The 12,736-nt window shown below is 38.9% G+C and carries 13 protein-coding genes and 1 riboswitch; of the genes, 6 read left to right on the forward strand and 7 right to left on the reverse strand.

Going from position 1 to position 12,736, the window contains the following annotated elements; all coding sequences use genetic code 11:
- Positions 1–7: 7 nt before the first annotated feature.
- Positions 8–1,174: an ABC transporter permease gene (locus WKH56_RS12100; RefSeq protein WP_048020303.1), complete on the reverse strand. Its 1,167-nt coding sequence runs from the start codon at positions 1,172–1,174 to the stop codon at positions 8–10.
- A gap of 1 nt (position 1,175) precedes the next feature.
- Positions 1,176–1,913, reverse strand: coding sequence for an ABC transporter ATP-binding protein (locus WKH56_RS12105; protein ID WP_047751424.1), 738 nt, complete (start codon positions 1,911–1,913; stop codon positions 1,176–1,178).
- A 175-nt stretch (positions 1,914–2,088) separates the two neighbouring features.
- Between WKH56_RS12105 and WKH56_RS12110 the strand changes: the two genes are divergently transcribed.
- The 3 genes from WKH56_RS12110 to WKH56_RS12120 all read left to right on the forward strand — a co-directional run bounded on the left by WKH56_RS12110 (position 2,089) and on the right by WKH56_RS12120 (position 5,276).
- Positions 2,089–2,787 (forward strand): LytR/AlgR family response regulator transcription factor, encoded by a 699-nt coding sequence (locus tag WKH56_RS12110; protein WP_048020299.1) that lies wholly within the window; start codon positions 2,089–2,091, stop codon positions 2,785–2,787.
- 17 nt (positions 2,788–2,804) lie between these two features.
- Complete coding sequence (locus WKH56_RS12115; protein ID WP_048020296.1) at positions 2,805–3,755, forward strand: sensor histidine kinase; 951 nt, start codon at positions 2,805–2,807, stop codon at positions 3,753–3,755.
- A 219-nt stretch (positions 3,756–3,974) separates the two neighbouring features.
- Entirely contained in the window at positions 3,975–5,276 is a 1,302-nt protein-coding gene (locus WKH56_RS12120; RefSeq protein ID WP_013055916.1) for an NCS2 family permease, read from the forward strand.
- A gap of 31 nt (positions 5,277–5,307) precedes the next feature.
- Here the strand turns inward: WKH56_RS12120 and WKH56_RS12125 are convergent, their stop codons facing one another.
- Entirely contained in the window at positions 5,308–5,502 is a 195-nt protein-coding gene (locus WKH56_RS12125) for a hypothetical protein (protein ID WP_063247651.1), read from the reverse strand.
- A gap of 175 nt (positions 5,503–5,677) precedes the next feature.
- On the opposite strand from WKH56_RS12125, the gene WKH56_RS12130 reads away from it, so the two are divergent.
- Entirely contained in the window at positions 5,678–6,847 is a 1,170-nt protein-coding gene (locus WKH56_RS12130; RefSeq protein ID WP_063247586.1) for an MFS transporter, read from the forward strand.
- Between the two features lie 256 nt (positions 6,848–7,103).
- On the opposite strand, the gene WKH56_RS12135 is transcribed toward WKH56_RS12130, so the two are convergent.
- Positions 7,104–7,550, reverse strand: a complete 447-nt coding sequence (locus tag WKH56_RS12135; RefSeq protein WP_063247587.1) for a GNAT family N-acetyltransferase — start codon at positions 7,548–7,550, stop codon at positions 7,104–7,106.
- Between the two features lie 113 nt (positions 7,551–7,663).
- Here WKH56_RS12135 and WKH56_RS12140 point away from each other — a divergent pair, with 113 nt between their 5' ends.
- Positions 7,664–8,035, forward strand: coding sequence for a CotG/ExsB N-terminal domain-containing protein (locus WKH56_RS12140; RefSeq protein ID WP_310884261.1), 372 nt, complete (start codon positions 7,664–7,666; stop codon positions 8,033–8,035).
- A gap of 147 nt (positions 8,036–8,182) precedes the next feature.
- Positions 8,183–8,980, forward strand: coding sequence for a VOC family protein (locus WKH56_RS12145; protein WP_063247589.1), 798 nt, complete (start codon positions 8,183–8,185; stop codon positions 8,978–8,980).
- 18 nt (positions 8,981–8,998) lie between these two features.
- On the opposite strand, the gene WKH56_RS12150 is transcribed toward WKH56_RS12145, so the two are convergent.
- The 3 genes from WKH56_RS12150 to WKH56_RS12160 form a co-directional block, all read right to left on the reverse strand.
- Positions 8,999–10,612 carry a M20/M25/M40 family metallo-hydrolase gene (locus WKH56_RS12150; RefSeq protein ID WP_063247590.1) on the reverse strand — a complete coding sequence of 538 codons (1,614 nt, stop codon included), beginning with the start codon at positions 10,610–10,612 and terminating at the stop codon, positions 8,999–9,001.
- Between the two features lie 466 nt (positions 10,613–11,078).
- Complete coding sequence (locus tag WKH56_RS12155) at positions 11,079–11,321, reverse strand: hypothetical protein (RefSeq protein ID WP_028414204.1); 243 nt, start codon at positions 11,319–11,321, stop codon at positions 11,079–11,081.
- A 68-nt stretch (positions 11,322–11,389) separates the two neighbouring features.
- Positions 11,390–11,491, reverse strand: a riboswitch (SAM riboswitch).
- 63 nt (positions 11,492–11,554) lie between these two features.
- Positions 11,555–12,709: an amidohydrolase gene (locus WKH56_RS12160; RefSeq protein WP_028414205.1), complete on the reverse strand. Its 1,155-nt coding sequence runs from the start codon at positions 12,707–12,709 to the stop codon at positions 11,555–11,557.
- Positions 12,710–12,736: the final 27 nt, after the last annotated feature.

The raw sequence follows: 12,736 nt of genomic DNA on the forward strand, positions 1-12,736 counted from the left end.
CAGTCTCTTACCCTTTACCAAGCACCCAGCGGCTTTTGGTAAACATCGTATAACCAATCGTAAATAAAACAACTGTACAAACCGACAAGCTTCCTATTGTATAGACTAGACTCTGCATGTCATAGACACCGTAGAGAAGCTGTTTCATAAGTGCAAATACGTTATAAATAGGAATTAAAAATCCGCTTGGTTGCAGTTCGTGTACGGATTTTCCCATCAGTAAAAAGTATGGAAGTATCGCTACCATCATAATTTGAGATGTATAGCTCTGCGCTTCTTTAACCGAATTTGCTAAAAGGCTAAGGATACATAATACTATGGCTCCTAGCAGCGCTAGCAGGGTAAGGGTGACTAAAAACGAGAAGATAAAGGTTGTAACATGACCCTTAAGCTGCAGTGCATCATTTAATATAGTTGTTAAATAACGTACAGAGAAAACAAATGCCAATGTAGACAAAAGGCCGCTTACGATACCGAATGTAGAGATCGTAAGCCATTTTCCAACCAGTAATTGCGTTCGTTTGACAGGAGCCATCAATAGAGCTTCCATCGTCTTCCGTTCTTTTTCACCTGCAAAAATATCATTGGCAGAAGGAAGAATGCCACCTAAAACGCCCATAATGATAATCATTGGCGCAAACATCGCAATCATTGTTAAAGAGCCGTCATCTTCTTTAGACACTCCTTTTTCAACCACATTAAACGGAGCTATCGTTTGACTATTCACATTTAGTTGGTCTAAGCGTTCGCTAACTATAGCTTCTCGATGTTTATTCAGTATATTTTGTATATACTCTGCGGTAGCACCTGAGTTCATGCTCGCTGAATCCGTATAAACAGTAACTTCTGGCGATTTCATCTTACGCACTTCTGAAGAAAAATCGTCTGGTAGCTTTAACGCCGCTAACGCTTTCCCTTGTTCTACAGCACTGAGTGGATTTCTGCTTTCAATTACTTTAATATTGTCATCGTTTTTTAACCAGTTGATCACACTGGCATCAGAATCTTTTGTAACAGCTACAGACATGGAATCTGTTTGATCACTGGCCATCATTTTGTCTGCAAAAAAGATAATCCCTACATTTAACAGAATCGGAATCAACACGCTAAAGATAATCGTTTTGCGATCTCTCAAACAATCAATCAACTCTTTTTTATAAATATGCCAAATCATATTAAGCCCCCCTCACGATACGCGACATAAAGATGTAGTTTAAGTCTGTACTTTCCTCTTCTTTATACAGCTGTTCGTTTGTTCCTTGATAAATCATTTTTCCTTTATGAATCATAATGATAGATTGACACAGCATCTCCACTTCTTCCATAATGTGACTGGAAAAAACAATCGTTTTTCCTTCTCTTTGCAGACTTTTAATAAGCTCACGAAACATGTTTGCTGATGTAATGTCTAATCCTGTAGTCGGTTCATCAAATAGGATAACGTCTGGGTTATGAAGAATAGTGCGTGCAATGGCTACTTTTTGACGCATTCCTTTTGAAAAGCCTCCGACGCGGCGATCCAAGTAGTCTTTCATTCCAAAACGTTTGGCCAGTTCCTCAATCCTTATCTTTGTTTCATGTTTGCTCATTCCATAAAACTTAGCAAAATAAGCTAAGTTTTCACGCGCAGTCAAACGGTCGTATAAACCTGTTTCACCGCCAAAAAGCACGCCGATTTTTTGCTTTATTTTATCGGGCTGTTTATGAATGTTAATTCCGTGAATGAACATATGGCCTTCCGATGGTTCAAGTACAGTCGACAGCATACGTAAAAGAGTTGTTTTCCCCGCTCCATTTTCCCCTAATAGTCCTACAATTTCTCCTTGTGCGATGGTTACATGAATATCTTGAACAGCTGCAATTGTTTGCTTTTTCTCTTTAAAATATTTCGTCACACCTTTGATTTCAATCATATCCGCTCTCCCCTTTTACTGTGATTGACTCTATCTTAGCTTATTTTTTATACAGCATCTTCCATCTTGTCATAAAGAGGGTTTTTTATGTCGCGAAACGTCCTTTCCATCTTGTAAATCATGGTAAAATAGTGTGGTAATATCCAATAGAATAAAACAAAGAGGGTTTTTATTTATGAAGGTAGGATTAGTGGATGATCATTCATATGATTTAGAAAAATTGAGGATTTCTTTAGAAAGAGAAGATGATATAGACATACTTTTTTCGACTAGCAGCGCGGAGGAAGCTTATAACGAAATTAAAAAAAATGAAATTGATTTATTAATTACAGATATTGAAATGCCAAAGCTATCAGGTTATGAGCTTGCAGACTTCATCAATGCTTACGCACTTGATATTCAAGTCATCTTTGTCACTGGGCACAGCGGCTTTGCCGTTCATGCATTTGAACTCAACGTTTTAGACTACATTATGAAGCCTTATTCTAAAGAGCGTCTGTTAAAAGGCATTCAGCGTTTTCATCAAAAAAAACAATCAGCTGATACAAGAGATAAGCTGATTTTAAAACAAAAAACCGAAATGCAAGTGCTGAACAAACAAGATATTATATTTGCAGAGCGAACGGGTCGCTCTACCACCATCATAACGACAAATGGAGAGTTTAGTACCTATCAATCATTAAACGAAATTGAAAAAGAATTAACAGCGAGTCATTTTCTAAGGTCGCATCGAGCTTTTATTATCAACATTTCCTATATTCAAAATTTCTCCCTGTATACTAAGCACTCCTACTCCGTGATGTTTCAAAGCACCGAAAAAACAGCTTTAATCACGAAAACAAATTTAGACATCTTGCAAAAAGAGTACTTTTAAAGGAGGCACTATTTAAAATGAAACTATTTTACACACTAGTTTTACTAACTGTTTTCGTGCTCCTCTTTTTTAAAGAACTGCCTGTTAGTTTACATCTCCTACTTAGTTCTTTTATAATTGGTTCATTTTTTATATGGAGAAAGAAATATCAAACGGCTCCTTCACTAACGATAAAAAAAGCAATCGTGCTGACGTCTTTTTTCCTGCTTTTATTTAGCCTATCTTCACCTCTTAGTATTGGCCTAACCGTTATCGCAATGATTGGTTACATGACCGACATGTTTTCGTCTTATCAACAATACATATTCGTAACCAACCGGGAAAGCAGTGCTTCACGTGAAATTCAAAAAAACAATGAGCTTTTTCAAGCGTTAAGAGCTGAAAGACATGATTTTATTAAACATGTCAGCGCCGTATCCTATCTTCTAGAAACAAACCAAAGACAGCAGGCACAAGAGTATATTCAAGATTACGTTGAAGCTTTGAATGATACCCATTCATATATTCAAGGTGAACATTCGCACGTTGCTTCTGTTGTACATCAAAGCAAGAATCAAGCACATACGTGGGGAATACATATGAATGTTCAATTAGATTCACCGTTATCACAGCTGCCTTTAAAGCACCTTGACCAAATGAATCTCATCATGAATTTACTGCATAATGCTTTAGAAGCCGCTCATTCTTCTGAGAAAAAAGAGATAACCGTTTCGAGTATGATTCGAAGTGGCATTTACATTTTAGAAATCAGCAATTCTACCGCTCCTTTATCACGAGAACGTCAAGATCACTTGTTTACTTCTTTTCATGTTACAGAAAAGAAAGAACGCCACGAAGGCCTTGGTACGTGGATCATTTCTGAACTTGTTTCCAACTACCACGGACGCTTGGAGTATACGTATCACGATTTAACTCTTTCCATTAAAATAAAATTTCCGATAGTCGTTTCCTCAAAACAAGCAACATAGCCGCTATAGCCCAAGCGGCTTTTTTTCGTATGAGCCTCTTCTATACGTACACACTATAAAAAGCACCGAAAAAAAGAAATATTTCACACTTGTTTTAGCTCTTTTATCGTCACTTTTTTAGTTTTTGATTTTTTATATGCAAATCTATTGCATTTCAAGTAAAAAACGAATATTATATATCATGTTGCTTTTAATGTTCGTTATTTTTGGAGGTTACTTATGTTTAAGTTAAAAGAATATAACACGGATGCTAAAACGGAGATTTTAGCTGGTATTACAACGTTTTTAACCATGATTTATATCGTCATTGTGAACCCAGTTATTTTGTCCAGCGCCGGCGTTCCTTTTGATCAAGTATTTACAGCTACTATTATTTCAGCAGTCGTAGCTACGCTATGGATGGCTCTTGCAGCTAACTATCCAATCGCTATTGCTCCCGGTATGGGAATGAACGCATACTTTGCTGCTTTAGTTGTTGGTTCAAATGGAAGTATCGACTATGCTACTGCTTTTTCAGCTGTATTCGTAGCGGGTATTATCTTTATCATCCTATCGTTAACATCGTTTCGTGAAAAATTAATTGAAGCTATTCCAAACAATTTAAAGCACGCGATCAGTGCTGGTATCGGTTTATTTATTGCTTTTATCGGGCTTCGTTCAGCTGGTATTATCGTTGCAAATAAATCAAATTTAATTGGACTTGGTGATTTGCAGTCTGAGAAAGTAGTTTTAACACTGATTGGACTTGCGATTACAATCATTTTATATACGCTAAATGTAAACGGCGCTTTATTCTTCGGTATGATTATTACCGGATTAATTGCTTTCTTTAGAGGACAGCTTTCATTTGATAAAGGTTTGTTTGCTTCTCCTCACCTTCCAGATGGCTTAATGATTTCAAATCCTTTTGCTGCTTTTGGAGATGTTATTCATCATGATTTGTACACAGTTGTTTTTTCTTTCTTACTTGTGACGATTTTTGATACAACAGGTACAATGGTAGGCGTAGCTCAACAGGCCGGTCTTATGAAAGGTAATAAGATGCCTCGCGTGCGTCAAGCATTGCTTGCTGACTCATTTGGTACAACGATTGGCGCTTTATTTGGTACAAGCCCAACAACCGCTTACGTTGAATCTTCATCTGGTGTAGCAGCAGGCGGACGTACAGGTCTAACAGGCGTGACGGTAGCCATTCTATTTATCGTGGCAGCATTCTTTAGCCCGGTTGTAAGCTCGGTTTCTGGCGTAGCAGCTATTACTTCACCTGCATTAATTATTGTCGGAAGCTTGATGATGGGTGCTGTAGCTAAAATTAATTGGAATGACTTTGATGAAGCGTTCCCTGCCTTTTTAGTTGTTCTAGCAATGCCTCTTACATCAAGTATTGCAACAGGAATTGCGCTTGGCTTCATTTCTTATCCGTTAATGAAGCTGGTAAAAGGAAAAGGCAAACAAGTTCATCCGCTTGTGTATGTCTTTGCTGTTTTATTTCTCTATCAGCTCATCTTTTTACCTCATTAAAAAAGCTTGGAGATTTCTCTCCAAGCTTTTTTTATTGAAAGTGATTGTTATTTTCTTTTGTTTGATAAAGATAATTTTCTACATAGATTTGTTCTGCATCAGAAGCATTCTTTATCCCTTCTTCTGGATCTAACTCGATACTTCTCTTTTTAGCTATATAATCCACTAGCGCCCCAAATCCTAAAAGACTGCCTATGATCCCAGCAAATACAAGCCATATTGGCAATTGCTTCACGTCCCTTTTCTTTTAATTGTATCAGCTTCAGCGCAACAGGTAAATATTAACATGTTTTCTTCACTTATAAATAAAGCGTTTTTTACCAAATATACGTAAAAAACGTATTTGTATTTGGTATACTAAACTCACGGCATGTTCTACAGAGAAAGGGGCTTAATTGCATATGAACAAACAGCTTGGAACGTTAATGTTTGTTATTTTTATGGTATTTGTCGGCTTTGGAGTGATCATCCCCATCGTACCTGAAGTTATTCGTGCCACGGGTGCAAGCACGGTCAATTTAGGGATACTAATGGCTAGCTATTCGATCGCATCTTTTATCACCGCACCTTTTTGGGGGAAGCTTTCCGATATAAAAGGCCGCCGTCCCATCTTACTTTGGGGCTTACTTGGCTTTAGCGCAAGCTTTTTTCTTTTTTCGGTGGCAGAAAACTCTCTGACTCTGATGTATACGTCACGCATCATCGGAGGTTTGTTTGCAGGAGCTGTTATTCCTTGTGCTTTTGCATACGCTTCTGATAGTACAGATGAAGAAAACCGCACGAAAGCAATGGGACTGTTAGGGATGTCAATTGGCTTAGGCTTTATTTTTGGACCGGCATTAGGCGGTGTCCTTTCGTCTTTCGGCTTGTTTATTCCCTTCGTTATCTCTGGTATCTTGTCACTGATTATGACAGCGTTCTCATTCTTTACGTTAAAAGAATCGTTACGAAAAGAACCTGCTGCCAAAATACAGACATCCAGATGGCATGACTTCACGTCAGATTTTCAAGGAGCTATGAAGTATTTATATGTTCTTTCATTTTTAGCTACTTTTACGCTCGCTGGTTTAGAAGCTACTTTTCAATTTTTTCAAATAGCGAAAATCAATGCTACTCCCACGACAATCGGATGGATGTTTATGGCGAGCGGTTTAACTCAAGCCCTGATTCAAGGCGGTGTACTGCAGCGATTTAAAAAAGGAAATGAAAAAAAACTGATGGCTATTGGCTTATTGGTTTCAGCAATAGGATTTACGTCTATTTTGTTATCTTCTAGTGCCGTTAATGCTACCTTATTTCTGTGCATATTTACAGCAGGAAATGCCCTTATTCGTCCTTGTGTCCTCTCATTAATTACGATGAGAACCAAAGTAGGATATGGCTCTGCTTCAGGGTTAACTGCCTCAATGGATAGCTTAGGGCGTATTTTTGGCCCTCTGCTTGGTGCATTTGCCTTTAAACTCAATATGACGCTACCTTTTATTATCGGAGCAGTTGTCACTTTAGCTGCTTTACTGCTGATTCAGCGTCATACAGCTCTAGATTATTCTGAGCAAACACTATCATCATAGATGCTGAGACAAAAGTATTTTAGCTGAAGGAAAATCCGAACGATGATTCGAGATTCTTGATGGAGAATCCAATGCGTTCGGATTTTTTTATTGCTATGGTAAACGTAAGTTTCATGTATGTAGGTACTTCTAGCTGGTGATTGGAGGGCAAGGCGAAGACTCCTGCGGAAAGCGAAGCCTTGTAGGGAAAGCAACAGCCGATTCCTACTAGCTCATGTAGCCAATTTGTTAGTCTTTGGATTAATTTAGCTATGGCTCAATCTCTTTTCATCGTTACTAACACAAGATTATCCGCAGCTGCAGTGTGTTTTATAATTGAAAACCGATGAGCTTCGTATAGCTTAATCGCAGGTGTATTTTTTTCGGCTGTGGAAACCATACACTCACATTCTGAATATTTTTGAAGTACATATGTTAAAAGACGGCTTCCAATTCCTTTTCGAAAGTACTGAGGACGCACAACGAGGCGGCAAATCGTTAATCGCTCATTTTCTTTTTCAAACGACAGCACTCCTGCTAGCTTACCTTCAATCATTTCTCCGATAAACACTTCCTTGCTTTTCATAATATCTTCTTTGCTTTCTGTAAGCTGAGGAATATCCAAAAAACCAATGAGCCTTGCTTCTTCTTGATAAGCTTCTACTTGCACAGCTACTATTTGAAGAGCGATATCCACTCTTTGATGTTCGAGGATTTGAAGCATGAAAACCACTCCATTTCTTTCACAAATTTAGACAAATTCCATGTTTTCACTATATCCAAACGCCTTCCTTGTACATATTGTATTATGTACCGAATTAGCCAGGAGGTGTTTATATGCATATCACTGCTGAAAGAATTAGAGAAGCAACAGAAGCGATTGCTTCTACTGAGCTTGAAACATTTATGTACCAAGAGCCAACTGCCCGTCGCGGTCGTTCTACTCGCCGTTCTACTCGCCGTTCTACTCGCCGCACTACTCGTCGTTCTACTCGCCGCACTACTCGTCGTTCTACTCGCCGCACTACTCGTCGTTCTACTCGTCACACTACTCGTCGTTCTACTCGTCGCACTACTCGTCGTTCTACTCGTCGTTCTACTCGCCGTTCTAGCCGTCGCCGCTGTCGCTGCGGTTCACCTTGCTGCTCATATCCATGGTTTAATAAATCATTTGGCTGCTGCTTTAAAGGGCATGGCTGTCGCCGCTAACTAAATCTATAGCAAGTCGTGTTTAAAACATACGCGGCTTGCTTTTTTATAGATTTTTATTTTACATAATCATTCGTTTTACTCTTCTTAAAAAAGAAAACGACGTATAATAGTAGGAAAGAATCTCTCTTAAAAGGAGGCCTATCCATGCACTTATCGTTTGATCATCTTGTGCATTTTTCACCTGATCCTATTAAAGCTCAGAAAGAACTAAACGGATACGGAATAAATGTTATTAAAGGCGGTATCCATGAAAAATGGGGCACTTTTAACACGTTGGCTTATTTTCACCTCAGCTATATTGAATGGCTTGGGCTTAAAGATATCGCATTAGCTCAAACAGTTACAGATAATGATCTTATTCAGCAGCTTGTTAACGAACATACGCCGTTTGGTCATTTTGGGCGATTTGCCCTTCGTACAGATGATATGGATTTGCTCATAACCGAGCTGAAAGACAAGGGCTACACTGTAAAAGGCCCTGTAGCGGGGTCTCGTCAAACTAATGATGGAGAAAGACTTCAATGGCAAATGTGTTTTATTGAAGGTGACCATGATGCCCTCCCTTTTCCTTTCTTTATTGAGTGGGGTGAACCAGAAGAAAAACGCAAGCCAAAGCTAGCTGCTCTTTCTTCCCATCAAGCCGGTCAGCTGCAGCTAAAAAACATTTACTGTGCTGTACATAACCTTGAAGAATCCATCAGCAAATGGACAAAACTGCTGGACGTTCAGGCTGGCGAAAGCTACAAAGACTCTTTACTTGATGCACGTTGTCAAAAACTATATGTCAATGAAGGAAACCTTATTTTTTGCAGCGGAACACAAGGTGTTGTCCATGATACATTAAAAAAAGTTGGGGAGCGTCCATTTTTGGTTGAATTGGATCACGCTCTAACACCGCAACAAATTACCGTACAAGGAGCTTCTTTTAAATTCAACAAATAAACATCCGCGGGCGGATGTTTATTTCTGTGCTTCTTTTATAGCTTGATAAATGAAGTGAGGCAAAATCTCAAAGGAATACTGAACGTCTAATCTTTCGGTCCATTGATGCGCATCTCTTCCCAGCGGTCCAATGTTCAGCACCGGCATCTTGAGCTCCTCTAGCTCTTCTAGCGGGATATGATATCCTTTATTCCATAGAGGCATATTGGCTACTAACGTGTTAAATGTATGAAGCGGGTGCTGCAGGCTGGCATAGCTTAAATCCGAAATTCCACCAAAATAACTTTGTTCAACTAGCTCCACTTGGAATTGCTCTTTGGCAGTTGCCTGTACGTTTGACAAAATCTTTTGTACAAAGAGATCATCATGTGAACAAACGGCCGGGTAAAAAGGCGGCGTAAAAAATAAGACTATCATCGGAGCTGCTTCTTTACATAAACCAGCTAAAGAGTTTACTAATTTAATGGTTTTATTTCTGTCATCATCTTCTTGTGCCAAAAGTGCCGCTTCCATTTCTTGCACATATTTTTCACCGTGCTGTTTGACTGCATGAGTATAAAGTTCTTCATACGTCCATACGTTCACGTCAAGGGATGAACCCTCCATTCCCGCAGCGTACTGCCGAGCAGCTTTATTATAATGTTTTTTTACATTCAAAGCCGCTTGGTCAGCCGATTTCAACAGCAGATCTGTTACTTCTTTAAGAGAGCGGTTTAACATAAATAAATTAAATAATACAACGGCAGAGTGCGGAACTTGAACGGAATACTCTTCTTTTAAATCTTTTTGTATCAGCACCGTAGGAGGTGGACTCGTTTCATCTCTTACTTTTTCGCAAAAATCAACGTTTAGTTCTATTTCTTTTGTTAAATAAGAAGCTAGCAAATTAGCATTTAAACCAGCTAGCGGTTCCCCTACATGAGTTTCTTTTCCATAACACAAAAAGCTTGGCATGATCTTGCCAATCGATCCTGAGTACACATAGTTCGTTTGATCACCAGGATAGCGGCTGAATACTGGTTCTGCATTTAGCATGAGAGAAAAATCCAGCTGATGTTTGCACGCAAGTTCTAAAAGAACAGGCACTGCTTTTCTCATTCCGAGCGAATTTACTTCTTCATCCGGTACCGACAGAAGCAGGATGTTTCCGTCAAACTCTCCGTTGCATGCTCGTTCAATCATACTGATATGCAGAGCAATACCAGCTTTCATGTCCATCGTTCCTCGGCCAAAAAGCCAGTCTCCGTTTATCATATCTTTTTGTACGTGCGCCGGAACTTGTTCCATATCATTATAAAAAGTACTCGTTAACGTATCAGCGTGAAAAGCATCCTTTTTCCACTGTCCATAATCTTGTACATCCACTACATCGTAATGACTGACTAATACAACTGTTTTATTCGTATTTTTCCCTTCAACAAAAGCTGTGACAATCGATCGCCCGTCTCCTGTTGAATGAAGCTCAACTTGCTCGTTTTTTTGAAAGTAAGGCAGCTTCAATAAATACGACGCTATCGATTCAGCCATTTCCACTTCTGCCATCGTTCCTGTCACGCTAGGTATAGAAACCAATTCGCTTACAAGCTTCTTTAACTGTTCTTTTGTTTGATACAAAGATGTTTTGTTCGACATACCCTTCATCTCTTTCCTTTTTCTAAATTTTCCATCAAACAAAACGATTCGTCAATCCCTTTGACAGAGACCCTTTCATTCTATCCCTATGTATCATAGTATGCGCTTCCTTGACGCACATGATAAAAAAAGAGTGCGCGGCTAGGGCTAGCACCGCACACTCTTTTTTTTACTTTTCGTCATCTTCTAAAAAGTCTAGGATACGATCAATAAGCTGTTCGCTTCCTGCATCGTTTCCATGTTCAAGAGACATTTCCATTTCAATGCTCCTTTCATAAAATATTCTTGTTTTATAACATACCACAATTCATTTCGAATGTAACCTTTAATTTGTGTAAAAATTTCGACAATTTATGATTAATTTTAAAACCTAGTGAGTAATGATTATACCCACCAGATTCTTCAATTGTCAAAAAACATGCTTTCTATTTAAAAACACTTTAAAAATAGAGGCGCGAGCAGACTTCTATAAAAGACAGCCTACTCGCTCAAGCTTGGAACAGCATGATGAATAAATTTCTAGTTCATTTGCTTTTTGTACATCTTTAATATCTATGCCTACAGCATATGTACGAACATGGTTTTCGACCACAATTTCATAAAATGTTTCTAATTCACGATAAGCTACTTGATAATGCTTTCCTAATAATTTTACGGCTTCCTTTAATGCTTTCTCTCCTGTATGTGCTGCAACTGCTGTATGACTCATAAAACCCTCTCCTTTTAGAAAAATAAAAAAAACTCATTTTGCTTAGATGCAAAATGAGTTTTTCACCCGTTTTATCACCCAAAGCACATGCTTTGCTGGTAGGAGCACCTTACATTCGTAGGTTGCTGTGGAGTCAAAGAGCCAGATCTCTCGTCCACTCGTGATAACTTTTTTAATTTAAAATTTATTTTATCAAACAATTCCATCCGCGTAAATAGAAAAATAAAAATATTTTAATTTTTTTGGTAATGGAATGAATTCAAAAAGTCAAAGCTTAGATTAGCAAAATAAGAAGCTGCTACAAGTAATGCCTCTTCATTTAATGAAAAAGAAGGATGGTGCCATTCATATTCTCCAGCCGTACCCATCCATACAAAAAATCCTGGTACACGCTGCTGATATACGGCAAAATCTTCTCCTCCAGGCGATTGTTCAGCTTCTACCACTTGATAACTAAGATTCTCTGCAGCGTTAATAACCAATTTTTCCAGCGTATCATCATTGTTTACTACAGGAAGATACGGATACCATTTAACGTCTACTGAAGCGCCGAAAGCTGCTCCAATCCCTTCAGCAGTTCGTTTCATAAGAGCCGGTATTTTTTCTCTCGCTTCTTCTTGAAAGGTACGGACCGTTCCTTCAAGCGTTACTTTGTCAGGAATGACGTTCCACGAGCTCCCTCCGTGGATTTGAGTTATGCTGACAACAACATTTTGAAATGGGCTGAGATTACGGCTGACAATGGTTTGTAAACTAGTAACAATTTGACCAGCAGCAGCAATCGGATCTACTGTTTTTTCTGGAATACCTGCGTGACCGCCTACTCCTTTGACGTCAATTTCAAAACGATCAACACTTGCCATTAAAGGTCCCGATTTGACACCAATGGTTCCTACAGGAAGATTCGGTTTGTTATGCATTCCAAATATCGCTTCTACTCCTTCGAGCACACCTTTTTCAACGAGCATTTTTGCCCCAGAAGCCGTTTCTTCGGCCGGTTGAAAGATAAATCGAACCGTACCGCAAAGCTCCTGCTGACGCTCTTTGAGAAGAATGGCTGCTCCGATTATAGAAGCCGTATGAAAATCATGTCCGCATGCGTGCATAACACCGTTCACTTCAGAAGCAAATGGCAGATTGGTTTTTTCTTCAATTGGCAGCGCATCAATATCAGCTCGAATAGCGATAGTAGGTCCCGGCTTTCCTCCCACAATTTCCGCTACTGCTCCCACGTCTAAATGGAATGCATCCGCTATAGAAATATCGTAGTGCTTTAACCACTTTTTAATACGTTTAGTTGTTTCATATTCTTTCATTGAAAGCTCTGGAAACCGGTGCAGCTCACGGCGTATGTCTATTAGCGTATTTAGTAGTAATTGATCTGTCATATTTATCACTCTTTCACATTTCTTAAT

It is taken from the genome of Priestia sp. SB1, from assembly GCF_038898415.1.